At 70.9% G+C, this 26,592-nt stretch carries 24 protein-coding genes; 7 read left to right on the top strand and 17 right to left on the bottom strand.

Translation table 11 applies throughout. The annotated features are described in order from the left end of the window. Nucleotides 1-11: 11 nt before the first annotated feature. The 11 genes from OG266_RS06965 to OG266_RS07015 form a co-directional block, all read right to left on the bottom strand. Nucleotides 12-1,748, bottom strand: a complete 1,737-nt coding sequence (locus OG266_RS06965) for an ABC transporter substrate-binding protein (RefSeq protein ID WP_371543830.1) — start codon at nt 1,746-1,748, stop codon at nt 12-14. A 74-nt stretch (nt 1,749-1,822) separates the two neighbouring features. Next, a complete protein-coding gene (locus tag OG266_RS06970) occupies nt 1,823-2,842 on the bottom strand; it encodes an ABC transporter permease (RefSeq protein ID WP_371543832.1) in 1,020 nt (339 codons plus the stop codon). Between the two features lie 98 nt (nt 2,843-2,940). Next, a complete protein-coding gene (locus OG266_RS06975) occupies nt 2,941-3,900 on the bottom strand; it encodes a LysR family transcriptional regulator (RefSeq protein WP_371543834.1) in 960 nt (319 codons plus the stop codon). A gap of 149 nt (nt 3,901-4,049) precedes the next feature. Continuing rightward, complete coding sequence (pepN, locus tag OG266_RS06980) at nt 4,050-7,088, bottom strand: aminopeptidase N (RefSeq protein WP_371543835.1); 3,039 nt, start codon at nt 7,086-7,088, stop codon at nt 4,050-4,052. A gap of 33 nt (nt 7,089-7,121) precedes the next feature. After that, nucleotides 7,122-7,817, bottom strand: a complete 696-nt coding sequence (locus tag OG266_RS06985; protein ID WP_371543837.1) for a GntR family transcriptional regulator — start codon at nt 7,815-7,817, stop codon at nt 7,122-7,124. Between the two features lie 52 nt (nt 7,818-7,869). Further along, entirely contained in the window at nt 7,870-9,234 is a 1,365-nt protein-coding gene (locus tag OG266_RS06990; RefSeq protein ID WP_266473039.1) for an aldehyde dehydrogenase, read from the bottom strand. 103 nt (nt 9,235-9,337) lie between these two features. Beyond that, a complete protein-coding gene (locus OG266_RS06995) occupies nt 9,338-10,339 on the bottom strand; it encodes a proline racemase family protein (protein WP_371543838.1) in 1,002 nt (333 codons plus the stop codon). A gap of 139 nt (nt 10,340-10,478) precedes the next feature. Further along, nucleotides 10,479-11,375: a dihydrodipicolinate synthase family protein gene (locus OG266_RS07000; RefSeq protein WP_371543839.1), complete on the bottom strand. Its 897-nt coding sequence runs from the start codon at nt 11,373-11,375 to the stop codon at nt 10,479-10,481. A 112-nt stretch (nt 11,376-11,487) separates the two neighbouring features. After that, nucleotides 11,488-12,885: an FAD-dependent oxidoreductase gene (locus OG266_RS07005; RefSeq protein WP_371543841.1), complete on the bottom strand. Its 1,398-nt coding sequence runs from the start codon at nt 12,883-12,885 to the stop codon at nt 11,488-11,490. Continuing rightward, nucleotides 12,878-13,186, bottom strand: a complete 309-nt coding sequence (locus tag OG266_RS07010) for a (2Fe-2S)-binding protein (RefSeq protein WP_266473043.1) — start codon at nt 13,184-13,186, stop codon at nt 12,878-12,880. The genes OG266_RS07005 and OG266_RS07010 overlap by 8 nt, the downstream gene beginning before the upstream one ends. After that, entirely contained in the window at nt 13,183-14,346 is a 1,164-nt protein-coding gene (locus OG266_RS07015; protein WP_371543843.1) for an NAD(P)/FAD-dependent oxidoreductase, read from the bottom strand. The genes OG266_RS07010 and OG266_RS07015 overlap by 4 nt, the downstream gene beginning before the upstream one ends. 101 nt (nt 14,347-14,447) lie before the next feature. On the opposite strand from OG266_RS07015, the gene OG266_RS07020 reads away from it, so the two are divergent. Beyond that, entirely contained in the window at nt 14,448-15,857 is a 1,410-nt protein-coding gene (locus OG266_RS07020) for an aminopeptidase P family protein (RefSeq protein ID WP_371543845.1), read from the top strand. 37 nt (nt 15,858-15,894) lie between these two features. Here the strand turns inward: OG266_RS07020 and OG266_RS07025 are convergent, their stop codons facing one another. Genes OG266_RS07025 through OG266_RS07040 form a run of 4 tightly spaced genes read right to left on the bottom strand, consistent with a single transcriptional unit; the run spans nt 15,895 to nt 19,892 of the window. Further along, nucleotides 15,895-16,710 (bottom strand): ABC transporter permease, encoded by an 816-nt coding sequence (locus tag OG266_RS07025; RefSeq protein WP_371543846.1) that lies wholly within the window; start codon nt 16,708-16,710, stop codon nt 15,895-15,897. A 10-nt stretch (nt 16,711-16,720) separates the two neighbouring features. Then, nucleotides 16,721-17,611, bottom strand: a complete 891-nt coding sequence (locus OG266_RS07030) for an ABC transporter permease (RefSeq protein ID WP_326719444.1) — start codon at nt 17,609-17,611, stop codon at nt 16,721-16,723. 8 nt (nt 17,612-17,619) lie between these two features. After that, nucleotides 17,620-18,828: an ABC transporter substrate-binding protein gene (locus tag OG266_RS07035; RefSeq protein WP_371543849.1), complete on the bottom strand. Its 1,209-nt coding sequence runs from the start codon at nt 18,826-18,828 to the stop codon at nt 17,620-17,622. 26 nt (nt 18,829-18,854) lie between these two features. Beyond that, entirely contained in the window at nt 18,855-19,892 is a 1,038-nt protein-coding gene (locus OG266_RS07040) for an ABC transporter ATP-binding protein (RefSeq protein ID WP_371543850.1), read from the bottom strand. Nucleotides 19,893-20,005: 113 nt separating this feature from the next. Here OG266_RS07040 and OG266_RS07045 point away from each other — a divergent pair, with 113 nt between their 5' ends. Further along, nucleotides 20,006-20,824, top strand: coding sequence for a FadR/GntR family transcriptional regulator (locus OG266_RS07045; RefSeq protein WP_371543851.1), 819 nt, complete (start codon nt 20,006-20,008; stop codon nt 20,822-20,824). Further along, entirely contained in the window at nt 20,781-21,572 is a 792-nt protein-coding gene (locus tag OG266_RS07050; RefSeq protein WP_266473053.1) for a cache domain-containing protein, read from the top strand. The genes OG266_RS07045 and OG266_RS07050 overlap by 44 nt, the downstream gene beginning before the upstream one ends. A 32-nt stretch (nt 21,573-21,604) precedes the next feature. On the opposite strand, the gene OG266_RS07055 is transcribed toward OG266_RS07050, so the two are convergent. Further along, entirely contained in the window at nt 21,605-22,261 is a 657-nt protein-coding gene (locus OG266_RS07055; RefSeq protein ID WP_266473055.1) for a hypothetical protein, read from the bottom strand. 222 nt (nt 22,262-22,483) lie between these two features. On the opposite strand from OG266_RS07055, the gene OG266_RS07060 reads away from it, so the two are divergent. Genes OG266_RS07060 through OG266_RS07070 form a run of 3 tightly spaced genes read left to right on the top strand, consistent with a single transcriptional unit; the run spans nt 22,484 to nt 24,903 of the window. After that, nucleotides 22,484-23,140 (top strand): helix-turn-helix transcriptional regulator, encoded by a 657-nt coding sequence (locus OG266_RS07060; protein ID WP_329544423.1) that lies wholly within the window; start codon nt 22,484-22,486, stop codon nt 23,138-23,140. Nucleotides 23,141-23,172: 32 nt separating this feature from the next. After that, nucleotides 23,173-23,703, top strand: coding sequence for a toxin-antitoxin system, toxin component (locus OG266_RS07065; RefSeq protein WP_266474966.1), 531 nt, complete (start codon nt 23,173-23,175; stop codon nt 23,701-23,703). 6 nt (nt 23,704-23,709) lie between these two features. After that, nucleotides 23,710-24,903 (top strand): MAB_1171c family putative transporter, encoded by a 1,194-nt coding sequence (locus OG266_RS07070; protein ID WP_266473058.1) that lies wholly within the window; start codon nt 23,710-23,712, stop codon nt 24,901-24,903. A 15-nt stretch (nt 24,904-24,918) separates the two neighbouring features. Here OG266_RS07070 and OG266_RS07075 read toward each other — a convergent pair whose 3' ends face one another. Continuing rightward, a complete protein-coding gene (locus tag OG266_RS07075) occupies nt 24,919-25,956 on the bottom strand; it encodes an alpha/beta fold hydrolase (protein ID WP_371543853.1) in 1,038 nt (345 codons plus the stop codon). Nucleotides 25,957-26,218: 262 nt separating this feature from the next. Here OG266_RS07075 and OG266_RS07080 point away from each other — a divergent pair, with 262 nt between their 5' ends. Next, nucleotides 26,219-26,455, top strand: a complete 237-nt coding sequence (locus OG266_RS07080; RefSeq protein WP_371543854.1) for a hypothetical protein — start codon at nt 26,219-26,221, stop codon at nt 26,453-26,455. Nucleotides 26,456-26,592: the final 137 nt, after the last annotated feature.

Below are 26,592 nucleotides of genomic sequence, written 5' to 3' on the forward strand. Positions count from 1 at the left end.
CGGGGCGCGCCTTACTTCTTCACGTAGACGTGCGTGCCCTGGAAACCGGTGGGCGACATGGCGATGTATCCGCCGCCCAGCTGCTCGCCGTGGAGATACGTCTTGGCCTCCAGGCCCCACGGGACGAGCGGGGCGTCCTCCATGATCTTCTTGTCGAGCGCGGACCAGGCCCTGCCCGCCTCGTCGGCGTCCGTGACCTCGTTCTTGATGCGGTCGATCTCGGCGTTGACCTCGTCGTTGTCGTACATGAAGTAGTTCGAGGAACCGTCGAAGATCAGCCGGCCGTCGAAGGCTGTGGGTATGGTGCCCGCGCCCGTCGGCCAGTCCGGGGTCCAGCCGGCCACGTACATGTCGAACTCGTTGTCGGTCGCGCCGATCTGGGTCCAGTAGGTGGCGGCGTCCAGGGGCTTGACGACGACCGTGAAGCCGGCCTTCTCCAGGGCCTTCTTGACGATGAGGCTCGCCTTGTCCCACTGGTCGGTCTGCGAGTAGGCGAAGACGATCTTCTGGCCGCTCTTGCCGGCCTTCTTGAGGATCGCCTTGGCGGCGGCCGGGTCACCGGCGTCCGGAAGCCCGTACACGTCGTTCTTCGTGAAGCCGAGGGTCACCGGCGTGAGGATGTCGGTGGCGATGTCGCCCCAGGCTGCGCCGCCGAAGATGCCCCGGACACCGGACTTCGGGAAGGCGGTCATCAGGGCCTTGCGGACCTGGACGTCTGTGATCCGCCTGCAGTTGACGGCCGCGTACCGCAGGGTGATGCCACGCTCGCTGAGGGTGCGGGCCTTCAGCTCGGGGTCGGTGCTGACCCGCTGCAGATAGGTCGAGTCGACGACCGTGATGTTGGTCATCTTGGCGCTGCCGTCGCCGGTGGCGTTCGCCAGCTCCTGGGAGAGCTGCGGCGAGGCGGTGCCGATCGTGTACTCGAAACGGTCGGGGTACTGGGCGCGGACCGGATCGGTTCCGGCGTCCCAGTGGGTGTTGCGCTCCAGGACGATCTCGGTGTCGGTGCGGCTGACGAACTTGTACGGCCCGGTGCCGATCGACATCTTGTCGAAGGCGTCCTTGTCCTTCGCCGCCTCCTCCAGGACGGGGGCGGTCACCGCGAAGGCGCAGGCGAACGGGAAGTCGGTCTGCGGCGCCTTGAGATGGAAGACGACGGTCCTGTCGTCCGGGGTCTCGATGGCGTCGTCGTCCGGGGTGGCACCGGAGAACTTCTCGCCGTAGAGCCAGATCGGCAGATAGGTCGGGCCGTCGGTGATGTCCTTGTCGCAGAGCCGCTCGACGGCGTACTTGATGTGCTTCGACGTCAGCGCCGTGCCGTCGGAGAACTTGACGCCGTCCTTCAGCGTGTACGTCCAGGTCTTGTTGCCGTCCGAGGCGGTGCCCGTGTCGGTGGCGAGGTCGCCGACCAGGATCAGCTCGTCGCCGACGCGCTTGTACGAGGTGAGCCGGCGGTGCACCAGCTGCGCGAGGGTGCCGGACTGCGAGTCGTAGACCCGGCCGGGGTCGGCGTGCGCCATGTCGAGGGCCTCGATGACGTTGACCGTGCCGCCCTTGGTGGCGCCCTTGACGGTGACCGGACCCTGGGAGTCGGCCGCGGTGCCGATCTTCACCTTCAGGGCGGAGACGGCCTTGGCCGCACCCTTCTTGCTGCTGGTGCCGCCGCCACCGCCCGAACTACAGGCGGTGGTGAGCGCGGTGCCGGCGACCATCGCGGCGGCGGACTGGAGGAACAGTCGGCGGTTCATGTCGGGTGTTCCATTCTCGGGTACGGGAGAAAACGGCAGGGTGGTGGCAGGGCAGGGAGGCTTCAACGGGTGGGTCAGCGGTGGGACTTGGGGTCCAGCGCGTCGCGGACCGAGTCGCCGAAGAGGTTGAAGGCGACGACGAAGACGATCATCGCGACGCCGGGGACGGCCATGAACGTGAAGTCGTCCAGGTAGTAGGAGGCGCCCTGCTTGATCATGCGGCCCCAGTCGGGGGTGGGCTCCTGGATGCCTACGCCGAGGAAGGACAGGGCGGCCTCGGAGGTCACGATCGCGGGGAGGTCGAGGGTGACGAACACCAGGATCGGCGTCCAGAGGTTGGGCAGCAGCTCCCTGGTGACGATCCGCCAGGGGCTCGCGCCGTACACCTTGGCCGCCTTGATGTACTCGCTCTCGCGGAGGGAGAGGACCTGGCCGCGCAGCAGCCGGGCGATCCGCGTCCAGCCGAACAGCGACAGTGCGATGACCAGGGTGGCGACCCGCATCCAGGTCGGGGTGTTCTCGTCGGAGGCGACGAAGTACGAGAGCACGATCGGGGTGACCGCGATGAACAGCAGGGTCGAAGGAAACGCGATGGTGACCTCGATGATCCGGCTGATCACGAAGTCGGCCCTGCCGCCGAGGTAGCCGGCCGCGATGCCGACGAGGCTGCCGACGACCGTGACGATCACGACGACCGCGGCGGCGATCAGCAGCGAGGTGCGGATGCCGTACAGGAGCTGGGTGAGTACGTCGCGGCCGAGCTGCGGCTCGATGCCGAGCCAGAACTCGCCGTCGATGCCGCCGTTGGGCTTGACCGGGTAGTTGAACTCGTTGAGCAGGCCCAGGATGTCGGTGCCGTACAGCGTGTACGGGTCCTTGCCGTACACCGCCGAGATCAGCGGAGCCGCGAGAGCGACGACGAAGAAGAACAGGACCACCGCGCCCGAGACCATCCCCACGCGGTCGCGCCGCAGCCGGGCCCAGGCCAGAGCCTTCGGCGAGCGTCCCGTGCGTCCCGTGGCCGGGGGGGCGGGAGTGATCGCGGAGGTGTCATCAGCGGAAACGTCCGCCGAACGGTTGAGGGTGAGGCGCATGGCCGGACTTTGGCACGCGCTCCAGGGGGCCGGGTAATGCCAGCTCGCTATAACTCCCAGGAGTTATACCCCTGGTTGTTGCGCTGCCGTGATATCCCCTACTCCGTACCGTTACCCGCCATACCGCCGCGCCGCGCGGCCCACGCCAGGTATCCGGAGGCGTTCTCCATGGTGGCGGTGTACGACTGCTGCGCCAGCCGCACCAGCTCGTCGCCGTAGGGTGCGAGGGGCCCCTTGCCGTGCCACACCAGGTGGTAGCGCATCCACATCGGGTCGCCCTTGATGGGGCGCACGGTGATGCCGGCGTCGGTGCGGAAGGTGGGCTGAACCGGGCTCACCGCCCGTCCGGTGGCGATGAGTTCGCGGCGCAGCGAGTTGTCGACGAGGCGGTAGCGGACGCGGGGTGTGAAGCCGCGCGCCTCGCAGGTGTCGACCAGGTGCTCGGGCCAGCCCATGCCGTCGGACGGCGGCAGCACCCAGGTCTCCTCGGCCAGCTCGTCGAGGTCGACCTCGTCACGCGCCGCCAGCGGATGCTGCGCGCCGACGGCGATGAAGACCGGCTCGACGGCGATCAGGCGGTACTCGACGGGCGGTTCGGGACGCGCGTCGTAGCCCGGGTAGTCGCCGACGACGGCACATTCGAGCTGCTGCCCTGCCACCATCTCCAGCAGCGTCCGCACCGCACCCTCGGTCCGTACGGTGACGGGCGCGCCGGACAGCAGGAAGCCGAGCCGGTCGGCGAGGTCGAGGGCCATGGGGCTCGCGACCGTGCCGAGCCGGACGGCGCGGACCGGCGTCTCGTCCGGGTGGGCGGCGAGGATGTCGTCGAAGGCGGACAGCGCCGTGCGTGCCTTCGCGAGGATGAACTCGCCGTACGGGGTGGGCTCGACGCCCCTCGTGCCGCGCCGGAACACCGCGCCGCCCAGCGACTCCTCTATCCGCTTGAGCTGGTTGGTCAGCGCGGGCTGGGACACGCCGAGTGCGGCGGCGGCGCGGTTGAGGCTGCCATGGTCGCGGACGGTCCGCAGGGTCCGCAGGTGACGCAGTTCCAGCTGCATCGGCCCAGGGTAGGGACGGTGTCAGGGTGTGGCCACGGGTGTCTGCATGATGGACCGGAAGCTGTCGGCGAGCTGGGTGATACCCGTCGAAATCCTGTGAGCGGCGAGGAAGATCCGTTTGCGCTCGCCAAGCACCACGCACTGCTCGGTCAGGGGGCGGCACCGCCGCCCGGTCCTCGTACGGACACGGCACGGCGCAGGTCGTCGAGCCGGTCGGTGACCCCGCGCCGCAGGGCCGGTGCGGGGTTTCCGCGCTCCAGCCACCGCTCACCGGCCCCGAGGACTGCTGCGGACGCCGTGTGGGCGGGGAACGTGTGCCGGGCCAGCGCGGCGGCCACGGCGGGGCCCCGGCGTTCGGCGAGCGCGGTCGCTGCGTCGAACCAGCGCGGTGCGAACTCCTCGGTCACATCCGCCTGTTCGGGCTGCCAGAAGCCCTGGCCGGTGGCTGCAAGGAGCGGTACGGGCAGCTCGTCGCCGAACAGCGCGCGCCAAGCCGCCTCCTTGGCCGCCCTGCCGGGCAGCGCGGCCCGGCAGCGGCCGGCACCCTCGCGGCCGGCGGCCGTGCGGTCGTCCGCCTCCAGCGCGTCGATCTCCTTCTCGTCCGCCGCCCCGAGCACACAGCGGCGCAGCAGGGCCCGCCAGCGGAGTTCGAGGTCGCCCTCGGGTACGTCCGGCAGCTCGTCGGCGGAGGTCGAGTCGATGAGGGTACGCAGGGCGGCCGCGTGCCGGTCCGTGCCAAGGAGGGCGCGGCTTACGTCCGCCAGGGCGGCCAGCGCGGCAGGGCGCTGTCCCGGGTTCACGTATTGGTCGGCGACCGTGGTGCGGGCGAAGCCGAGAACGCTCTCGGTGAGAACCGGGTCGCTCTCGTACGGCAGGTGCCGGGCGACGAGCTCCAGGTAGGCGGTGGGCGGGAGTTCACCGTCGCGAACGAGGTCGCGGGCGACGGTCCACAGCACCGCGCGGGTCCCCGGGTCCTCGATCGACGACAACGACGCCGTGACGGCGGCCCATGAGCCGGCGTCGAGACGCACCTTGGCGTAGGTGAGATCACCGTCGTTGGGCAGCAGCAGGACAGGGCGCCGCACGAGGTCGTACGTCCCACCGGGCTCGGCAAGGATCCGCTCGCGCAGGACGAGGCGGCTCCGGTCGTCGTAGTCGTAGAGGCCGAGGGCGAGGCGGTGCGGTCGGGCGCCGGTGCTGCGCACGGCGAGGGTTGCATCGGCGTCCGTTCCGTCGGTGCGGGCGGAGCCGATGTGCCCGCGCGGGCACCCGGAGGCGACGCCGTCCGGCTCCCCCTCACCGGCCGCAGCGCCCGCACCCGGCGTGCGTTCCGGGACGAAGGCGGCACCATCGGCCACTCTCCCGCCGACCGACGTGACGCGGTCCAGCCCACCGGTGCCGACGGAGCCGATACGCCCACGCGGGCACCCGGGGACGACGCCGTCCGGCTCGCCCTCGCAGGCCCCACGGGCACACTCCGGCGCAGGCTCCGAGGAGGAACCGTCGCCCCAGAGTGCACACCCCGGGGCGACGCCTCCCGGCCCACCCCGGCGGGCCCCACCGGCACGGACCGGCGTCGGCTCCGGGACAGAGGTGACACCCTCGCCCACCCGCCCGCCGCCCGCGGCGACGCCGCCCAGCTCCCCCTCACGGGCACCACCGGCACGTTCCGGTGCAGGCTCCGGGGCGGAACCGTCGCCCCAGAGCGCACACCCCGGGGCGACGCCTCCCGGCCCACCCCGGCGGGCCCCACCGGCACGTTCCGACGTAGGTTCCGCGACGGAGGCGGCGCCCTCGGACACCCGTGTGCCGGTCGCGGTGACGCCGTCCGGCTCGCGGCCGGGCCAGGTCCCGCTCGGCCCCTCCGGGGCCCACTCCGCACGGATCGTGTCCACGCCAGTGGTCCGCAGCCACGCCTCCGCCCAGGTCCGCACATCGCGGCCGGACACCTCGGTCAGGGTGTCGACGAGGTCGGCGAGTGAGGCGTTGCCGAAGCGGTGGCGGGTGAGGTGGGCGTCGACTCCGGCGCGGAAGGTGGACTCGCCCAGCCAGACGGAGAGTTGGCGGAGGGCCGAGGCACCCTTGGCGTAGGAGATGCCGTCGAAGTTGAGGAGGGCGGCAGCTGTGTCGGGTACGGCGGCGGGGGCCACCGGGTGGGTCGAGGAGCGCTGGTCGGCGTCGTAGCCCCAGGTCTTGCGGTGGACCGTGAACTCGGGCCAGGCGCCGGTCACTTCATAAGCCATGAGGTCGGCGAACGACTCGTTCAGCCACAGGTCGTCCCACCAGCGCATGGTGACCATGTCGCCGAACCACATGTGGGCCATCTCGTGCGCGAGGGTCTTGGCGCGGTAGCCGCGTTCGTACGGAGTGGGTTCGGAGCGGAAGAGGAAGGCTTCCTTGTACGCGACCAGGCCCGGGTTCTCCATCGCTCCGCCGTTGAACTCCGGCACGAAGATCTGGTCGTAGGAGTCGAACGGGTAGGGCTCGGCGAAGAGTTGGGCGTACCGGTCGAAGCAGCGTCGGGTGATCTCGAAAAGTTCGGCCGCATCGAGGTGCGCGGCGAGCGAGCGGCGGCAGTGCAGGCCGAAGGGCAGGTTCGCGTGCTCGGTGCGGACGGAGTGCCAGGGGCCCGCGGCCAGGGCGAAGAGGTAAGTGGAGAGGGGTGGCGTGGGCTCGAACTCCCAGATGTCCTTGCATGGTTCGGCGCCGACGCTGTTGCCGAGTGCCGTCCATCCGGCCGGCACGGCGGCCTGGACGTCGAAGACCGCCTTGAGGTCCGGCTGGTCGAAGCAGGCGAAGATCCGCTGGGCCTGGTCGAGGAACGCCTGGCTGTGGACGTATGTCTCGCCGTCGGCCGGGTCGGTGAAGCGGTGCAGACCCTCCCCCGTGCGGGAGTAGCGCATGTCCGCCTCGATCAGCAGGGTGTGCTCGCCCGAGGTGAGGGTGAGCGGGAGACGCCCGTCGGTGAGTGTGGCCGGATCGAGTGGCCGCCCGTCGAGGACGGCCCTGTGGAGGGTCGAGGGCTTCAGCTCGACGAAGGTGTCGGCGCCCTCGCGGGCGGTGAAGCCGATCTCCGTACGGGAGCCGAACTCCTCGTCCCCGCCGGTGAGATCGAGGTGGACGGTGTAGCGGTGGACGGTCAGCAGCCGGGCCCTCGCCTCGGCCTCGGTTCGGGTCAGGGCGGGCACACTGTTCCTTAACTCAGGTCACTTCACAGGCAGTTACTCGGACTCGGCGGCCCACAGGCCCCGTACATGCCCGAGGTGCCGCGTCATGACGGCGCGTACGGCCTCCTTGTCGCGGGCGAGCAGCGCGTCGAGGAGTTCCAGGTGCTCCTCGGCGGAGTCCTCCAGGCGGCCCGCTTCGACGAGGGCGTTCAGGCCGTAGAGGCGGGAGCGCTTGCGCAGGTCGCCGACGACCTCGACCAGGTGCGCGTTGCCCGCGAGGGCGAGCAGTCCGAGGTGGAAGCGGATGTCGGCCTCGACGTACGCGATGAGGTCACCGGCCGCCGCGGCCGTCACGATCTCCTGGGCCACAGGGCGCAGAGCCTCCAGTGCCACCGGATCGGCCGCCGTGGCGAGCTCGACGGTGGTGGGGATCTCGATCAGCGAGCGGATGTGGGTGTATTCGTCGAGCTGCTTCTCGGAGACCGCGGTGACCCGGAAGCCCTTGTTCGGGACCGTGTCGACGAGGCCTTCCTTGGCGAGGTCGAGCATGGCCTCGCGCACCGGGGTCGCGGAGACGCCGAAGCGGGCGGCGAGGGTGGGCGCGGAGTAAATCTCGCCGGCGCGCAGTTCACCGGCGATCAGCGCGGCGCGCAGCGCGTCCGCGACACGCTCGCGGTAGCTGCTCTTCTTGCCGCCCAGCGAGGGCAGGTCGGGAGCGGCGGGCGGGGCGCTGGTGCGCTGGGCGGCCATGGGTCGTCGTCCTCCTGGTACGGGCATATGCAATGTCACGTGCTACCAGTATCTATGCGGCGGAGAGCATCGTGACCGTGCGGGTCCTGGTGTAGAAGTCGAGGGCCGCCTTGCCCTGCTCGCGCGGGCCGTGGCTGGAGGCCTTCTCACCGCCGAAGGGCAGATGGAAGTCGACGCCGGTGGTGGGGGCGTTGACCTTGACCATGCCGGTGGCGAGCCGGTCGGCGCAGCGCAGGGCGGCGTCCAGGTCGGCGGTGTGCACGGACGAGACCAGGCCGTGGGCCACGGAGCCCGCGCAGGCGATCGCGGTGTCCAGGTCGGGCGCCGAGCTGAGCGCGGCGATCGGCCCGAAGACCTCTTCGGTGGCCAGCAGGTGGCCCTCGGGGAGCCGGTCCACGAGGGTCGGTGCGGCGTACCAGCCGTCGAGTCCGGCCGGGCGCACTCCCCCGGTCAGCAAGCGCCCCCCGGATGCCGCGGCGAGGACGGCGTCGCGGGCCGCGGCGGAGATGAGCGGGCCGCACACGGTGTCCGGGTCGGCGGGGTCTCCGGTGCGCAGGGCGTTCAGCGCGCCGATCAGGGCGTCCCGGAGCGGCCCCGGGTCGCCGACCGCGATGATCCGCTTGGTGGCCGTGCACTTCTGGCCCGCGAATCCGGCGACGGCGGCGGCGAGTTGCGCCGCGGTCGTCTCCACGTCGGCGTCGGGCAGCACGAGGGCGGCGTTCTGGCCGCCCATCTCCGCCTGTACCGGAGTGCCGCTCGCGGTCGCGGCCTGTACGACGGCCCGGCCGACGGCGGTGGAGCCTGTGAAGGAGACGACGTCGGCGCCGTCGACCAGCGCCATGCCCTCCTCGGCCCCGCCGGGCACGACCGTGAACACGCTCTCCGGAAGCACTCCGTCGAGGAGTTCGGCGAGCCGCAGCGCGCACGCGGTGGCGGGTGGTGCGGGCTTGAGCACGACCGCGTTGCCGGTGGCGAGCGCGGGCGCGGCCTTCCAGAGGGGGATGGCGAGTGGGAAGTTCCAGGGCGTGATCAGCCCGGCTACGCCGTGCGGGGCGCGGCGGGTGAACAGCAGTCCTGCCCCGGCCGCCGGTTCGTGGACGGAGCCGACCGGGTCGTACGGCTGCTGTGCGTAGTAACGCAGGATCGCGACGGCGCGGGCGATCTCGCCGCGTGCTTCGGTGATGGGCTTGCCGACCTCGCGGACGACGAGCGCGGCAAGTTCGTCGCCCGCCTGCTCGACGCGCTCGGCAGCCGCGTGCAGGGCGGCGGCGCGGCGCGCGGCGCCGCCCTGGGCCCAGAGGCGGGAGGCGGCACGGGCGCGTTCGACCGCGGCGAGGACACCCTGGCGTCCGGTGGCGGGCGTTTCGGTCAGGATGTCGGCGGGGCGGGCGGGGTTGTGGCTGACGACGAGGGTCATGTGGTGCGCTCCTGGGACCCGTGGGGTCTAGAGGATGAGTCCGGCCGGGAACGGGTCGGAGGGATCTAGAGGATGAGTCCGGCCGAGAACGGGTCGGAGGGGTCTAGAGGACGAATCCGGCGGGGAACGGGTCGGAGGGGTCCAGCAGGTACTGGGCGGTGCCGGTCACCCAGGCGCGGCCGGTGAAGCTGGGCAGTACGGCCGGGATCCCGGCGACCTCGGTGGTGCCGAGCAGCCGTCCCGTGAACTGCGTCCCGATGAACGACTCGTTCACGAACTCGGTGTTCAGGGGGAGTTCACCGCGGGCGTGAAGCTGCGCCATGCGCGCGCTCGTGCCGGTACCGCAGGGCGAACGGTCGAACCAGCCGGGGTGGATGGCCATCGCATGGCGGGAGTGCCGTGCCGTGGCGCCGGGGGCGATGAGGTGGACGTGGTGGCAGCCGCGGATGGACGGGTCCTCGGGGTGGACGGGTTCCTCCTCCGCGTTGATCGCCTCCATCAGCGACAGACCGGCGGCGAGGATGTCGTCCTTGCGGGTCCGGTCGAAGGGCAGTCCGAACTGCTCCAGCGGCAGGATCGCGTAGAAGTTGCCGCCGTAGGCCAGGTCGTACGTCACCGTCCGGCCGTCGGAAAGCGTGATCTTGCGGTCGAGGCCGGCGGAGAAGGAGGGGACGTTCTTCAGCGTCACCGCCTTCGCGGCGCCGTCCTCCACCGCGACCTCGGCGACGACGAGGCCCGCCGGGGTGTCCAGGCGGATGGTGGTGACGGGCTCGACGACCTCGACCATCCCCGTCTCGACGAGGACGGTGGCGACACCGATGGTCCCGTGGCCGCACATCGGGAGATAGCCGGAGACCTCGATGTAGATGACCCCGTAGTCGCAGTCGGGGCGGGTGGGCGGCTGGAGGATCGCGCCGCTCATCGCCGAGTGCCCGCGCGGCTCGTTCATCAGGAGCTGCTTGATGTGGTCACGGTGCTCACGGAAGTAGAGCCGGCGCTCGTTCATCGTCGCGCCGGGGATGGTGCCGATGCCGCCGGTGATCACCCGGGTCGGCATTCCCTCGGTGTGCGAGTCGACGGCGTGCAGGACGAGTTTGCTGCGCATGTCCGAGCTGCTCCCTTGAACGTGGGACACGGATGAAGAGGTGAAGGGGTGACGGGCGCGGCGGTCGGTGAGGGCCGCCCACCGCGCCCGTCGGTCGGTGTAGGACCGGCCGCACCCGGTCCCGTACCACCGGCGACGGTCAGGCGAGACCGTCGGCGACGGCCTTCTCGGTCGCGGCGCGCACCGCGGCCTCCTGCTCCGGCAGCAGCGGGACCCGCGGCGGCCGGACCGGGCCGCCGTGCCGGCCGACGATGTCCATGGACAGCTTGATGGCCTGCACGAACTCGACCTTGGAGTCCCAGCGGTGCAGCGCGTGCAGCTTCCGGTAGAGCGGCAGCGCGGTCTTCAGATCGCCCTCGATCGCCGCGTGGTAGAGCTCCACGGTGGCCTTGGGCAGCGCGTTCGGGTAGCCGGAGACCCAGCCCTTCGCACCGGCGATCGCCAGCTCCAGGAGGACGTCGTCGGCGCCGATCAGGACGTCGAGTTCGGGGGCCAGCTCCTGGATCTGGTAGATGCGGCGTACGTCGCCGGAGAACTCCTTGACGCCGTGGATGTGGCCCGCGGCGTGCAGCTTCGCCAGCAGTTCGGGGACCAGGTCGACCTTGGTGTCGATGGGGTTGTTGTACGCCACGATCGGCACGCCCGCCTTGGCGACCTCCTCGTAGTGGGCGAGGACGGAGCGCTCATCGGCACGGTAGGCGTTCGGCGGCAGCAGCATCACGGAGGCACAGCCGGCGTCGCGGGCCTGCTCGGCCCAGCGGCGTGCCTCGGCGGAGCCGTAGGCGGCGACGCCGGGCATCACACGGGAGCCGCCGATGGCGGCCACGGCCGTCTCCACGACCTTGGCGCGCTCCTCGGGCGTGAGCACCTGGTACTCGCCGAGGGAACCGTTCGGCACGACGCCGTCACAGCCGTTCTCGACGAGCCAGGCACAGTGCTCGGCGAACTTCTCGTAGTTGACGGAGAGGTCGTCGTTCAACGGAAGGGCCGTGGCGACGAGGACTCCGCGCCAGGGGCGGTTCTCGGTGGTGGTCATGAGCGGTCCCATCTCAATAGGGTGTGACATTTTACTGGCAGTCATAGGTTGCTGGTAATCAGCCATAGGTTGCTGGTAATCACGGGCCGAGGCGCCCTGCGCGGTGCGGGGCTCAGGGCTCCTCGGACTCCCCCGCGCGGGCCAGCACCCCGAGCGGTACGGGCCGGGCGAACGGCCGCCGTGACGGCGTGAGTTCGCATCCGGCGAGCCCCGCGACAGCGGGACCGCACACCCGGCCCTGGCACCAGCCCATACCGGCCCGGGTCAACAGCTTCACCGTGCGGACATCGCCCGCGCCGAGTTCGCCGACGGCCTCGCGGATCGCACCGCCGGTGACCTCCTCGCAGCGGCAGACGACCGTGTCGTCGGTGATCAGCTCGGTCCAGTGCGCGGGCGGTGCGTAGGCGCCGTCGACGGCCGCGAAGAACTTCCGCAGTTTCGTACGGGTCCTCGCTGCGGCCGCCCAGCCGCGCGGGTCCGGTTCGGCGCCGGAGAGCCGGGCGGCGATCGAGCGTCCCGCGATGTGGCCCTCGGCGAGCGAGAGGGCCGCCCCGCCGATGCCGGTGGTCTCGCCGGCCGCCCAGACTCCGGGGACATCGGTGCGCTGCTCGTCGTCGACGTGCACGCCGAGCCCGTCGATACGGCAGCCGAGTGCCTCCGCGAGGTCGGTGTGCGGCAGCATGCCGTGGCCGACGGCGAGCGTGTCGCAGGGGATGCGCCGTTCGGTGCCGGGCCGTACCCGGCCGTCGGCGTCGAGGGCGGCGATGGTCACGGCGCTCAGCCGGTCCCCGCCGTGCGCCTCGACCACGGTGTGGTGCACGAGGGTCTTCACCCGGTGCCGCAGCAGCTCGGCCGCGTACTGGGCGCCCTCCGCGATCTTGGCCGGATACGCCGCGAACGTCCCGCCCTGCCGCACGAACGCCTTCGGGTCCGCGGACTCCACGAGCGCGGCGACCTCGGCACCCGCCGCGGCGAGCCCGGTGGCGACCGGCAGCAGCAGCGGCCCGGTGCCCGCCACCACGGCGGTACGGCCCGGCAGGACCAGCCCGCCCTTGAGCATGGCCTGCGCGCCACCCGCGGTCACCACACCGGGCAGGGTCCAGCCGGGGAAGGGCAGCACCTTCTCGTATCCACCGGTGGCGAGCAGTACGGCGTCGGCGTGGACCTCGGCGGGCTCCTCCTGCTCGGGTCCGAGCAGGGCGTGGACGGTGAATCCGTTCAAGTCCGTTTCCACGAACCACACATGATGTTCCGTCAGGTGGACCACGCGTCCACTGGCGATGTGCGCGCCGAGTCCGTCGCGCAGCCGCTCCCAGGTGCGCCACTGGTGGTGCAGGGCCTGGGGGCGACGGGCGCCGAGGCCTTCGGCGGGCTGCCGGTAGAACTGGCCGCCGGCCTCCGCACCGGAGTCGATCACCGTCACGTGGACACCTCGCGCGGCGGCGGCGAGCGCGGCGGCGAGCCCCGCGGGGCCGGCGCCGATCACGGCCAGGCGGGTTCCCTCAGCCATCGTGACCGGTTCCTTCCTGTGTGCGGATGGCGTCCCCCGGGTTCAGCGGCAGCAGGCAAGCCCGTTGATTGGGGCGGCCGTTGACCGTCACCAGGCAGTCGAAGCAGACGCCGATGCCGCAGAAGACGCCGCGCGGACGTCCTTCGCCCCGGGTGGTGCGCCAGGAGGTGACGCCCGCGGCCCAGAGTGCGGCGGCGACGGTCTGTCCGGGCAGGGCTTCGATCTCGCGTCCGTCGAGCGTGACCGTGAAGGCCGGTCCGGGCCGGGCGTCGGCCAGTTCCAGCGGGGTACGGGAACTCACTGGGCCTCCTCGGGCGCGGGAGAGGGGAAGCGGTCGGGCCGGAACGGTCCGAGGTCGAGATCCGGGGACTTGCCACTCAGCACCTGGGCGATCAAGTACCCGGTACCGGTCGCGAGCCCGATGCCCGCACCCTCGTGCCCGCAGGCGTGGAAGAGGCCCGGCACCCGCGCGTCGGGACCGATCGCGGGCAGATGGTCGGGCATGTAGGGGCGGAAGCCCAGGTACCCGCGCATCGCCTTCACCTTTTCCAGGAAGGGGAAGAGGCGCGTGGCGCCCCCGGCGAGGGCCCGGGCGACCGGCAGCGAGAACGTCCGGTCGAAGCCGACCCGTTCACGGCTCGCGCCGATCAGCACGGGCCCCGCGGCCGTCCCCTCCACGACCGGCGAGGTCTGCAGTGCGGCCGAGTCGCTCGCGACGTCGGCCACATAGTCGGCGGCGTACACCTTGTGGCGGATCATGCGGGGCAGAGGTTCGGTGACGAGGACGAAGCCTCTCCGGGGAAGCACGGGAAGGGAGACTCCGGCGAGCGCGGCCAGCTCTCCGCCCCAGGTACCGGCCGCGTTCACGACGACCGGGGCGTGGATCTCCCCCTTGTCCGTACGGACACCGCGCACCGCTCCGTCCGCCGTGTGCAGCACCTCCGTGACCGTCCGGCCGGTGAGCAGGCGGGCACCCGAGGCGCGTACGAGATGGGCGGCGGCCAGCGTCGGCATCACCTGGGCGTCCTGCGGGTAGTGGACGGCGCCCGCGAGGCCGGGCGCCAAGTGGGGCTCCAGGTCGTGGAGTTGCCCGGCGGCGACCGTTGCGGCCTCAACCCCGGCGGCGCGCTGCCCGACCGCGAAAGTCTCCAGCGCGGCCAGCCCCTCGGGCGTGGCTGCCACGACGAGGCCGCCCTTGGCCTCGTACTCGATGGCCTCCCCCACCTCCTGGGCGAGGTCGGTCCACAACCTCCCCGAGAGCAGGGCGAGTTCCAGCTCGGGGCCCGGCTCCTTGTCGGAGACGAGCAGATTGCCCTCGCCCGAGCCGGTGGTACCGCCGGCCACCGGGCCGCGGTCCACGAGGACGACGTCCAGGCCCGCCCGAGCCGCGTAGAGGGCGCTTGCCGCGCCCACCATTCCGGCTCCGACGACCACGACGTCGCAGGTCAGTCGCTTGGTCACGTCAGTACTATGTCACATGTTTCCTTTTCGGCCAAGGGCATCTAGGCTCGGTCACGCCTCACCCGAAACCCGAAAAAGACTGCAGAAGAAGGTGCCTGACCGTGGCCAAGGGTCGAAAGAACGGCCTCTACCAAGGTGTCTCCGCGGAGCTCTCCGCCCTGATGAGGACGGGCTGGGCCGACACCGAAAAGCGTGACCTCCAGCCGAACGAACAGACGCCCTACGCGGCCCGCCGCCGCGCCGCGCTCTCCGCCCGCTTCCCGGGCGAGCGCCTCGTCGTCCCCTCCGGAAGCCTCAAGACCCGCTCGAACGACACCCCCTACCCGTTCCGCCCGTATTCCGGCTATGTCCATCTGACGGGGGATCAGGCCCGAGACGGGGCCCTGGTGTTGGAGCCGCGCGCGGACGGCGGTCACGACGCGCACTGCTACCAGCTCCCCCGCGACACCCGGGACAGCGACGAGTTCTGGACGGGCAAGACGGCCGAACTGTGGATGGGCCGCCGCCGCTCCCTCGCCGAGTCGGAGCGGGTGCTCGGCCTGCCGTGCCGTGACATCCGTACGATCGCCGAGGACTTGAAGGACACCGGCGTACCGACCCGTCTCGTACGCGGCCACGACGCCGTGCTCGACGCGGCGCTCGCCACGGACGACGAGCGGGACGCCGAGTTCGAAGAGGCGGTGTCCGGGCTGCGGTTGGTCAAGGACGAGTGGGAGATCGGCGAGATGCGCCGGGCCGTGGACGCGACGGTCCGTGGATTCACCGATGTCGTACGGGAGTTGTCGCAGGCGGTCGCCACCTCCGAGCGGTGGATCGAGGGCACCTTCTTCCGCCGCGCCCGCGTCGAGGGCAACGACGTCGGCTACGGCTCCATCTGTGCCGCCGGCGAGCACGCCACGATCATGCACTGGACGGACAACGACGGCCCGGTCCGGCCGGGCGAACTCCTCCTGCTCGACGCGGGCGTGGAGACCCGCACCCTCTACACCGCCGACGTCACGCGCACACTCCCCATCGACGGCACGTTCACCCCGCTCCAGCGCGAGATCTACGACGCGGTGTACGAGGCCCAGGAGGCCGGCATGGCCGCTGTGAAGCCTGGCGCGGACTACCGGGACTTCCACGAGGCGGCTCAGCGGTCGATGGCCGAGCGCCTCGTGGCGTGGGGCTTCATCGAGGGCCCGGCCGAGCGGGCGTACGAACTCGGTCTGCAGCGGCGCTTCACCATGGCGGGCACCGGCCACATGCTGGGACTCGACGTCCACGACTGCGCGAAGTCCCGAAACGAGGAGTACGTCGACGGAGTACTGGAACCGGGCATGGTGCTCACCGTCGAGCCCGGCCTCTACTTCCAGCCCGACGACCTGACGGTGCCCGAGGAGTGGCGTGGCATCGGCGTCCGGATCGAGGACGACCTGCTGGTGACGGCGGACGGGTACGAGAACCTGTCGGCGGGGCTCCCGCGCTCGGCCGCCGAAGTGGAGGCGTGGATGCGGGAGTTCGCCGGATAGCGCGCAGCCGGTTCAGATCCTGCTCTCGGTCACCGTGTCAGATCCTGCTCTCCGTCGCCGTGTCGGCCGACAGCCGCTGGGCCACGTAGATCGGAATCACCGAGAGCAGGACGAGGACCGCCGCCACGACGTTCACGACCGGTGCCTGCTGGGGCCGTGTCATGTTGTTGAAGATCCAGATCGGCAGGGTCTCGACGCCGGGTCCGGCCGTGAACGTCGTCACCACGATCTCGTCGAAGGAGAGCGCGAAGGCGAGCAGTCCGCCCGCGAGGAGCGCCGAGCGGATCAGCGGGAAGGTGATGTCGACGAAGGCCCGGAAGGTGTCGGCGCCCAGGTCCATGGCCGCTTCCTCGTAACTGCCTGAGGTACGGCGCAGTCTCGCGACGACGTTGTTGAAGACGACGACGATACAGAAGGTGGCGTGCCCGACGACCACGGTGAACATGCCGAGGCCGACGCCGAGCGGCTCGAGTACGGTGCTGAACGCCGAGTTGAGCGCGATGCCGGTGACGATGCCGGGCAGCGCGATCGGCAGGACGACCACGAAGGAGATGGCGTCGCGGCCGAAGAAGCCGTGCCGGGCCACCGCGAACGCAATCAGTGTGCCGAGCACCAGGGCGATGGCGGTGGCGCCGAGCCCCGCTTTGACGGAGACCCAGAGCGCCTCGCGGGCGCCCGTGTTCTCCCAGGCGACCGACCACCAGTGGAAGGTGAGCCCTGGCGGCGGCCAGCTCGCGCTGCGGTCCGGGTTGAAGGAGTTGACCAGGACGAGCGCGAGCGGAACGTAGATGACCGCGAAGCCGAGCCCTGCGGCGACGCGCAGCGCGATGCGCGCGGAACGGGACAGTTGCACAGCGGGCTCCTCAGAGACTGCTCAGGGCGCCGGTGCGGCGCATCGCGAGCAGGTAGAGCACGATGACCACGACGGGCACGGTGCCGAGCGCGGCGGCCATCGGCAGGTTGAGTTCGATGTTGGAGTAGACGAGGTTGCCGATGAGCTGGCTCTTGCCGCCGACGATCTGCACGGTGATGTAGTCGCCGAGGCTGAGCGAGAAGGTGAAGACCGAGCCGGCCGCCACGGACGGCAGGACCATCGGCAGGACCACGGAGCGGAAGGTGCGTCCGGCGCGCGCACCCAAGTCCGCCGACGCGTCGAGCAGGTTGGCGGGCAGCTGCTCCAGTGCCGTGTGGATCGGCAGGATCATGTACGGCAGCCAGAGGTAGGTCAGCGCGATGACCGTCGCGGTCAGCCCGTACCCGGGTCCGCTCAGCCCGAGCGGCTTCAACATCCAGTCGGCGAGGCCTCCCTGAGAGAGGATCAGCCGCCAGGCGTACACCTTGACGAGGTAACTCGCCCACAGCGGCGTGAGGATGGCGACCACGAGCAGCGGGCGCCACTTCGGCTTGGCGATCCGGGCCGTGAAGAAGGCGACCGGGAAGGCGATCACCGCGCACAGGGCGGTGACCGCGAGCGCGACGCCGACGCTGCGCAGGATCACCTGGCGGAAGACGGGTGTGGTGAAGAGCGCTTCGAAGTTGTCGGTGGACCAGACCTTCACGACCTCGGAGGTGAAGGAGTCCGTCGTCCAGAACGCCGAGATGAACAGCACGGCCAGTGAGCCGAGGTAGAGCACCGCCAGCCAGAGCAGCGGGGCGGTCAGCAGCAGGGACAGCCTGAGCCGGGGGCGGCGGTGCAGGGTCCCGGCGAGCCGCCGGACGGGGGACCGTCCGGCGGCCTGCGCGGTGGAGGTCATCTTGTCGCTCAGCCCTTGATCTCGGTCCAGGCCTGGACCCACTTGGCGTAGGGCACGCACTTCACGTCGGTGCGTCCGTCGAGGCACTGCTCGATGGGCGTGTTCCAGAACGCGATGTTCTTGAAGTAGCTCTCGTCGGTGGCGTGGAAGGTGTCGCAGAACGACGCGTCACTGGTCTCGTCGCACGCCTTGGAGTTGGCCGGGGCCTCACCGAAGTACTCGGCGACCTGGGCGTTCACCTTCGGCGAGATGATCCAGTCCATCCACTTGTAGGCGCAGTTGGGGTGCTCGGCCTTGGCGGACAGCATCCAGGTGTCGGACCAGCCGGTGGAGCCCTCCTTCGGCACGATCGCCTTCACCTTGGCGCCCTCGCCCTCGGCGAGGTTGGCGATGACCTGCCAGGTGGTGCCGACCACGGAGTCACCGCTCTTGAAGGCGGAGATCTCCTTGAGGTAGTCGCTCCAGTACTCGCCGACGTTCGCGTTCTGCTTCTTCAGCAGGTCGACGGCCGCGTCGAACTGGTCCTGGTCCAGCGCGTAGGGGTCCTCGATCTTCAACTCCGGCTTGGTCGCCTTGAGATACAGGGCGGCATCGGCGATGTAGATCGGCGAGTCGTACGCCGCCACGTGGCCCTTGTACTGGGACGCGTCGTCGAATACCGCGGACCAGGAGGTCGGGGCGGGCGAGACCTTCTCGGTGTTGTACATCAGAAGGTTGGCGCCGCGCCCGTGCGGAATGCCGTACGCCGTACCGTCGACGGAGTTCCACGCCTGCTGCTTCAGGCCGCTGAAGACGTCCTTGTAGTTGGGCACGAGGTCGGTGTTGACAGGGGCCGCGTCGCCGGAGGCTATGAGGCGCAGGGACGCGTCGCCGGAGGCGGAGACGGCGTCGTACTGGCCGGTCTTCATCAGCTTGACCATCTCGTCGGAGCTGGCCGCGGTCTTCGTGTTGACCTGACAGCCGGTCTGCTTCTCGAAGTCGCTGACCCAGTCGACCTCGGGGTCGTTGGAGCCGTCCTCGACATAGCCGGCCCAGGCGATGAGGTTGACCTCGCCCTCGGTCTTGCCGAGCTCGGACTGAGCCTTGAGGTCAGGGGGGTTGAGGCCGGTGGACGAGGACGAGCCCGAGTCGGACGAGCCGCAGGCCGTGGCCGCGAGGAGCGCCGCGACGGCTACCGCGGCTTTGGTGGTTCGGTTGAGGCGCACGAGTGTCTCCATACGTGAGGGGCCTGGCGTGGTGGGGATCAGCGGGCGTCCGGCACCTTGAAGCTGTGGCGGCGGTGCCACTGGAGCCGGACGCGGGTGCCGCGGTAGGCGGCGACGTCCTCGGAGGAGGTCTCCAGGTTCTGCTGGAGCGCGGTCAGGCGTCCTCCCGCGTCGAGGTCCACGAGGAAACGGGTGGCGTCGCCCAGGTAGACGACCTCGACGACGGTGCCGGTGGCGGTGGAGTGCTCCGGCTCGTCCGCGATGGCGGACTCCTTCAGAACCCGGATCTTCTCGGGCCTGATGCTGTAGGTGCCCGCGTCGCCGACGACCTGCTGGGCGGAGGCTCCTTCGAGCAGGTTGGAGGTGCCGACGAAGCCCGCGACGAAGGGGGTGGCGGGCCGTTCGTAGATCTCGGCCGGGGTGCCGACCTGCTCTATCCGGCCCTGGTTGAAGACGGCGATACGGTCGCTCATCGTCAGGGCCTCCTCCTGGTCGTGGGTGACGAAGACGAAGGTGATGCCGACCTCGCGCTGGATCGCCTTGAGTTCGACCTGCATCTGCTCGCGCAGCTTGAGGTCGAGGGCGCCGAGCGGCTCGTCGAGGAGCAGCAGACGGGGGCGCCCGACGAGGGCGCGGGCGAGGGCCACGCGCTGCCGCTGGCCGCCGGAGAGCTGGCCGGGGCGCCGGCCGCCGAATCCTTCGAGGCGTACGTCGGCGAGCGCCTTGCGGGCCCGCAGGAGCCGCTCGGCCTTCGGCACCTTGCGGACCTTGAGGCCGTACGCGACGTTCTGCTCCACGGTCATGTGCGGGAACAGCGCGTAGTCCTGGAAGACGGTGTGCACGTCCCGCTCGAACGGGGCGAGCCCCGTGACCTCCTGTCCGGCCAGTTCGATGCGGCCCGAGGTCGGGCTCTCGAAGCCCGCGATCATCCGCAGGACCGTGGTCTTGCCGGAGCCGGACGGGCCGAGCATCGAGAAGAACTCTCCGTCGGCGATCTCCAGATCGACTCCGGCCACGGCGGTCGTGTCACCGAACGCCTTCCGCAGTCCCTGGAGCCGGACCGCACTTCCCTCCATGGTCGGGAACCTTTCTGGTGCACTCGAACGTTGGAGTGAAAGATATGAAGTCATAGTTCAAAGCTCAAGACCCCCTTAGAGTAAAGGTTGAGTCAACGGACAAGGCGGTGACCGTGAGGCAGCACAACGGCGAAGGCGTCCGGCGAGCCGTTTTCACCCCGGTGGACAACCGGGCCCGGGTCGACACGGTCGTGAGCAGGCTCGGCGACGCCATCGAGCTCGGCCTGCTCGCCGACGGGGAGCAGCTGCCCGGCGAGAGCGAGCTGGCCGGACAGCTCGGCGTCTCCACCGTGACCCTGCGTGAGGCCCTGATGGCGCTGCGGCAGCAGGGTCTTGTCATCACCCGCAGGGGGCGCGGCGGCGGCAGCTTCGTGTCGCTCCCCGAGGACCCCGGTGAGGACCGGCTCAGGGCCCGGCTGGCCGCCTGGAGCACCGAGGAGCTGCGCGACCTGGGCGACCACTGGGCCGCCGTGTCGGGTGCGGCGGCCCGGCTCGCGGCACAGCGCACGGAACCGGGTGACCTACAGCAACTGCGGCGCACGCTGGACGAGTTGGCCTCCGCCGAGGAGGCCGCCGCGCGCAGCCGCGTCTACGGCCGGTTTCATGTCGAGCTGGCAGCGGCGGCACAGTCCGCCAGGCTGACCCGCGAACAGGTCGCCCTCCAGACGGAGGTGGGGGCTCTGTTGTGTCTCGTGCTCGGGAACGACGAATATCGTGAAGAGGTCTCGGACCGTCACCGCTCCGTAATCTCGGCGGTGCAAGATGGGGACCACGATTCGGCCAGAGCGCTGGCCGAGCGGTGCGTGCAGGACTCGACGGCGCGGCTCATCACCCTGCGCCTCGCGATGCCACGCACCGCGTCCGGTCCCCGTCCGCTGGAGGGCACCCATGAGCAGGAGCCCCGCCCCGGCCGGCGCCGCGGCGACGCTTGACGCGACACCGGAGGCGGCCGTGGCCGCACAGGTCCGCTCCACCGTGGAAGCCGTTTTCGAGGCCGTCGCCGCCACCCGGGCCGATACGGCGGCCCTGCTCACCAGGGTCGCCGCGCAGGGCCGTCGTCCCGCGAGCGCGGACCTGGCCGCGCTGCGCCCCGGGCTCCACCTCCGGCTCGCCCGCCAGGAGTTGGTGTCGGGCGTCGGGTTCGTCGCCGCGCCGGGCCTGCTGAGCGACGTACCGGCGTGGCTGGAGTGGTGGCAGCAGGGCGCCGGCGGGGACGTACGACCGCTGCTGCTCGACCTCGACCCGCAGCACTCGGCGTACTCCGACTACACGCACTGGGACTGGTTCGCCCTCCCCCGCGACACCGGGCAGCGCGCCGTCGCCGGGCCCTATGTGGACTACCTCTGCTCCGACGAGTACAGCCTGACGCTGTCCGCGCCCGTGCATGTGGAGGGCGACTTCGTGGGGGTCGCCGCGGCCGACGTCTATCTGCGGCACTTCGAGTCGGCGGTGATCCCGCTGCTCCAACGGCTGCCGGGGGCGGCCTACTTGGTGAACGCGCGGGGGCGGGTGGCCGCGTCCGCAGATCCCGCACATCTGGCCGGGTCGCTCACCAAGGGGCCGGACTTCGGATCCGTGCTGACGCGGGCGCGGGCCGAGAGCTTCGAGGGGATGCGGCTGGTTCCCTGCGACGGGGTTCCGCTCGTGCTGGTGGTGCCGCACGTGTCGCCGCACCACTGAACGGCGCATCCACCCCGTGGCCCCCCAAGGGCTCACACCGCCCGCAGCTCCGCCACGCCGTTCCGGGTCTTGCGCGCCTTGCGGGGGCCTGTCGCCGCCTGCCGCGCCTCGCGCAGGACCAGTGTCATCCGCGTGTAGCCCATGTCCTGAAGGGACTTGGGGGTGTCGCCGACGATCCGGCAGTCCGTACGACCCCAGCGCGGGTCGGGGTGCAGCAGCGGGCGCACGGCGCCGTCGGGCTCGACGCCGTCCGGGCCGACCGCGCGGATCCAGTGCGGCAGACCGTGCCGGTAGGCGACGTCCATGATCGGGTCCTGGGCGATGTCCCGGCGGATCGACTGCAGTGCGCGGTCCTGGTCGTGCCGCTCCACGGCGGCCGCGAAGTGGGCCAGCATCGGCAGACACCAGCTCGACTCATGCTCGCCCAGGACGGTGCTCGCGTCCGGATGGAACAGCACGAACCGGAGGAAGTTGTCGCCCGGCATGGCCGTCGGGTGCGGTGCGACCCCGGCGAAAAGTGTCTCGAACGCGTCGTTGCACAGGACGACGTCCCAGCGGTGGTCGAAGACGACGGAGGGGAACGGGACGGCCCCGAGAAGAGCGGCGTAGTCCTGGAGATACGCCTGAGCTTCGAGACTCTCGGGGACAGGTCGCGGCTGGGACCGCTGCCATCCTGCCTGGTACGCCATCGGGAGGTCACCCCTCTTGCCTCTGCGGCCTTCACGCGGCGCCCTGATCCTGCTGCCCGGAATACAGTCGTGTCAACTATCGTGGCATTTGACGCCTGTTGACGGCTGAATCTCGCCACAGTTGTGGCGAGACCTGGATGTGAGTTCGAGCTAGGGGCTAGTCTCCCGATGGTTCCTGACCATCATGAGAGCGAACTGAGAAGAGATGTAGGAGATCTGTCGGTGACGGATGGCTTCGAAGTTCCGGGCGCCACGGCGACGGTTCTGCTGCAGGCCGTCGTGGCCCGGGTCACCACACTCGCCGACCGGCTCGGGGTGCAGCAGGCCGAGGTCTTCGACCTCCGGCGCCTGTCGGCCGAGTCCGGCGTTCCCGACCCCGTGGTGCGAGCCCTGCTGAGCGGCCGCCGCGCCGGGGAACCCGATCTGCAGGCCCGATTCCTGCAGCGGCTGGACCTGCTGCGCCGCACCCGGCTCAAGCCGAACGGCCGCCGGTACACGCAGCAGGAGATCGCGGACGGCGCCGGCATGTCGCGGCAGCAGGCCGGGGCCCTCATCAATGGCGACCGGCGCCCCACCATGGAGCACTGCGACGCCATTCAGCGCTTCTTCAGGGTGCATGCCGGGTTCCTCACGGCCGAGGACTCCGAGGCGCTCGTGGGCGCCCTCCAGCGCTCGGAGCAGGAGCTGCTGCAACGGCTCGCCGACCGTGAGCGCGCGGCCGCCTCGGTGGCCGCCGACCCGCTGGAGCGGCTGCTCCTCGACCACGGTGTCCGCGGAATCGCCTGGCGGGCCGCTCAGTTGCCCACCGACCAGCACCGGGACAAGGTCGCCGAGTGGCTGGACATGCTCTTGGAAAGCGTCAAGCGGCCCGAGTCGTGAGCACGGGGAGAACTGTGGGCATCCGAAGGGAAATGCGCCGCCTGTGCGGGGAGTTGGTCGGAGAACTGACCCTCCCGGCACCGGCGGAACCCGCCGACCTCTACGCGGAGCTGTGCGACGCCATGAGCAGACGTCGCGGCCGCCCCGTCCAGTTCCGCACGGCGGCGTTCCCGCCCGGGACCGCCAGCGGGCTCTGGCTCGACATGGCCGAGCAGGACCTCGTCGTCATCGAGGAACGCACCGCGCCCGACCACCAGTTGGTGATCCTGGGCCACGAGCTGTGGCACATGCAGGCCGGGCACTGCAGTCACCACGTCGAGGGCGCGGCCGTCGCGGCCCGCTTACTCAACGACTCCGCGGACCTCCAGGAGACCGTCCTCAAGGTCGCCGCGCGCACCCGGTCGCACCTCGCGGACGAGGCAGAGGCGGAGAGCTTCGGTCTGCTGCTCGCCAGCAAGTGCCGTACGTGGCTTGCCGGTTCCTCGCTGCGCAGGCCGGTGCGGCGCGATGGACTCGCGGGCCGGATCGAGGCATCGCTCGGCTACCGCGGGCCGCAGGGCTGAGGCCGCGTGCACGACTCCAGCTACTACGTACCGGCGGCCGCGATGGCGGTCGCCCTCGTCATCAAGGGCCCTTCGGTGCTGCGCGGCCGACGCGACCCGCTGCTGCGGTCGGCCTACGCACTGATCCTCCTCGCCGGCCTGGTGTTCTTCTTCGCGGCCCCGCCGACGATCGGCTGGGTCAACCGCGCCACCGGGGTCTCGAACTTCTCCGTGGCGATCGTGTACTCCCTGCTGAGCGCCTTCAGCGCCTCCTGCCTGGTGCTGCTGATCAACTGGCGCGGCGGACCGAACACGCGGCTCGTCTCGCGCCGTTGGATCGCCGGGTACGCCGTGGTCATCGCGGCGACGGTGGTGCTCTTCGCGCTGGGCCACGCGCCCATGGAACGCCGGCGGGACTTCGACACCTACTACGCCAACACGCCGTACATGCGCGAGATGATCGTGCTGTACCTCACGGCACTCGCCGTCGCGAACGTCTCGATGACCGTGGTGTGCTGGCGCTGGGCCCTCAAGGTGAGCGGCTGGCTGCGCGTCGGGCTGCTGGTCATGAGTGTCGGCTTCCTGTCCAACATCGGTTTCGCGGCGGCCAAGTTGATCGCCGTCAACGCCCGCTGGAACGGCGGGAACCTCGACTACCTGAGCACCTACTTCGCACCCACGCTGTCCGCCGCCGGAGAGCTCGTCTGCGCCATCGGCTTCTGCGTCCCGATGGCCTGCCAGCGCATCGGGGACGTGTGGAGCACGTGGTCGACGTACCGTCGACTCGGGCCGCTTTGGCGGGAGTTGCGGCCGGCGGGGGACCACGGCCACCGCGCCGTGCGGATCGCCTGGTGGGCGCCCGCCGAACTCCAGGTGACCCAGCGGGAGTCCGACATCCACGACGGGATGCTCGCCCTGTACCCCTACTTCGACCCCGAGGTGCGCGCGCGTGCATACGACGCCGCCGTGGCCGCGGGCTCCGGCCCGGACCGGGCGCGGGCCGAGGCCGACGCGACGATGGTGACGGCGGCGCTGCGGGCCAGGGCGGACGATCCGGAGGGCAAGGTCGTCAGCGCCCCGTCCTCCGCCTCCGCCTCGGCGGGCGGTCCCCGGGACCTGGTGGGGATGTCCATCGCCCTGCGCCGGTCCCCCGTCGTCGCGACAGCGCGGGAACGGATCGAGGCCGGGGCGGCGACGGGGTCCCGCGAGCGGATCGGATGAGCACCGGCGGCGGCGTCACGTCGCGCTGCGTTCGCTCGCCTCTCGCAGGTCCCGTTCCAGCGCGCGGTTCTGGGCCGTGTCCGGCTGTCCGACGGCCGTGCCCGGGCGGCCCGCGCGCAGCAGCTCGCGCCAGTGATCACGGCTCCAGTCGGCGGGGCTCGTCGTACTCGTGAACTCCTCGACCAGGGCGAGGAAGCGTGCCGGGTCGCTGTGGAAGGGGAAGTGGCCCGCGCCCTCGAAGATCTCCAGTCGGCTGCCCGGCATCGCCTTGTGCGCCCCGTACGCGTGCCGCACCGGCACCACGCTGTCCCGGTCCCCCCAGAGCAGCATCGTGGGCATGCCCTCGGTCAGATAGCAGCGGTCGAGCATGGTCACCGCCTGCCCCCGCCAGTCGACCACGGCGCGCAGGGTCCGGATGAAGGCGCTGCGGGACGTCGCGTCGGGCAGCGCGTCCACGAGGTTCAGCAACTCGGGCGCGTCCTGGCCCAGATCGGTGTCGAGGAGTCTCATCAGGCGCAGGAACAGGCCCACTTGGAGACGCATGCCCGGCAGTCTCAGTGTCGAGAGCATGAGGTGGGCGCCCGGCAGGGAGACCGCGCGCAGCACGGGGTTGACCTCGCCCCCGACGCCGCCCGCGCTGACCAGGATCAGCCGCTCGGTGCGCTCGGGGAACTGGTAGGCGAACTGCATCGCGACACCGCCGCCCAGCGAGTGCCCGACCAGCGTGGCGGACTCGATGTCGAGGGTGGTGAGCAGATCGCGTACCCCGTTGGCGTACGCGGCCACCGAGTAGTCGGCCCGCGGCTTGTCGGACGCTCCGTGGCCGAGCAGATCGGGCGCGATCACCGTGTGGGTGCGGGCGAGGTCGGGGATCAGCTCTCCCCAGGTGTCCGAGGAGTCGCCGATGCCGTGGATCAGGACGAGGGCCGGACCCTCGCCCGCCATCCGGTAGGCGCGCCGGTAGCCGTGCACGACGCGGTGGTGCAGGCGCAGCTCCCCGTCACCCACCGAGCGCAGGGTGCGCCGCGGTCGCCTGGGCGGTACGTCGACCATGGGCTCGCCTCCTCTTCCCAGGCCGCCGTGCAGGCAGCCCCCAAGCCACCGTCGAGGCAGCTCCCAGCCGCCGAGAAAGCGGTTCCCAGCTCTCCGGTCCAGCCTAGGCCCCTCGTCCCACAAGGGATTTCCGTGAGGTTTCGCCTCCGCTAAGCGGGCGAACCTCCGCGTACCAAAACGGCATTGTCAGTGGCGGACGGCAAGCTGGAGTCACGTACCGCCATGTACCGCTTCGACAATCCGACCCGGGGAGAGCCGTCCGATGCCGACCGCCGTACTGACCGATCACGAACGCGCCGCCGTGCAGGCGTACCTGCGTCTCCTCCAGACCGTACGAGCCGCCTTCGACAGTTCGCCTGACGGGCGCCGACCACCCGTGGTGCCGCCCGCCGCCCTGGCCGAGGCGGAGCGGGCACTGGCGGCGGCCGGGCTCGCGGGCAACGAGGAGGCGTTCTTCCGGCTGCTGCACACGTGGTGCCCGGAGCCGACGCAGGTCTGAGGCGCGGTGGCCGTGCGCCGGCGTCAGCTGTGCGACACGGTGACTGTGCATCCAGCGCAGCCGGGTGGCGGCGAGCAGCCTCAGCCGAGCGGCACGGTCACGGCATGCCGCCTCAGCCGAGCGGCACGGTCACCATG

This window comes from Streptomyces sp. NBC_00554, from assembly GCF_041431135.1.
Taxonomy (GTDB): domain Bacteria; phylum Actinomycetota; class Actinomycetes; order Streptomycetales; family Streptomycetaceae; genus Streptomyces.

Coding starts and splice junctions, on each gene's coding strand:
- OG266_RS07005 (WP_371543841.1), bottom strand. CDS start 12,885: ATGGCTGAGGGAACCCGCCTGGCCGTGATCGGCGCCGGCCCCGCGGGG.
- OG266_RS07040 (WP_371543850.1), bottom strand. CDS start 19,892: ATGGAGGGAAGTGCGGTCCGGCTCCAGGGACTGCGGAAGGCGTTCGGT.
- OG266_RS06995 (WP_371543838.1), bottom strand. CDS start 10,339: ATGCGCAGCAAACTCGTCCTGCACGCCGTCGACTCGCACACCGAGGGA.
- OG266_RS06985 (WP_371543837.1), bottom strand. CDS start 7,817: ATGGCCGCCCAGCGCACCAGCGCCCCGCCCGCCGCTCCCGACCTGCCC.
- OG266_RS06975 (WP_371543834.1), bottom strand. CDS start 3,900: ATGCAGCTGGAACTGCGTCACCTGCGGACCCTGCGGACCGTCCGCGAC.
- OG266_RS07065 (WP_266474966.1), top strand. CDS start 23,173: ATGCGCCGCCTGTGCGGGGAGTTGGTCGGAGAACTGACCCTCCCGGCA.
- OG266_RS07030 (WP_326719444.1), bottom strand. CDS start 17,611: ATGACCTCCACCGCGCAGGCCGCCGGACGGTCCCCCGTCCGGCGGCTC.
- OG266_RS07055 (WP_266473055.1), bottom strand. CDS start 22,261: ATGGCGTACCAGGCAGGATGGCAGCGGTCCCAGCCGCGACCTGTCCCC.
- OG266_RS07000 (WP_371543839.1), bottom strand. CDS start 11,375: ATGACCACCACCGAGAACCGCCCCTGGCGCGGAGTCCTCGTCGCCACG.
- OG266_RS07050 (WP_266473053.1), top strand. CDS start 20,781: ATGAGCAGGAGCCCCGCCCCGGCCGGCGCCGCGGCGACGCTTGACGCG.
- OG266_RS06965 (WP_371543830.1), bottom strand. CDS start 1,748: ATGAACCGCCGACTGTTCCTCCAGTCCGCCGCCGCGATGGTCGCCGGC.
- OG266_RS07035 (WP_371543849.1), bottom strand. CDS start 18,828: ATGGAGACACTCGTGCGCCTCAACCGAACCACCAAAGCCGCGGTAGCC.
- OG266_RS06970 (WP_371543832.1), bottom strand. CDS start 2,842: ATGCGCCTCACCCTCAACCGTTCGGCGGACGTTTCCGCTGATGACACC.
- OG266_RS07080 (WP_371543854.1), top strand. CDS start 26,219: ATGCCGACCGCCGTACTGACCGATCACGAACGCGCCGCCGTGCAGGCG.
- OG266_RS06990 (WP_266473039.1), bottom strand. CDS start 9,234: ATGACCCTCGTCGTCAGCCACAACCCCGCCCGCCCCGCCGACATCCTG.
- OG266_RS07075 (WP_371543853.1), bottom strand. CDS start 25,956: ATGGTCGACGTACCGCCCAGGCGACCGCGGCGCACCCTGCGCTCGGTG.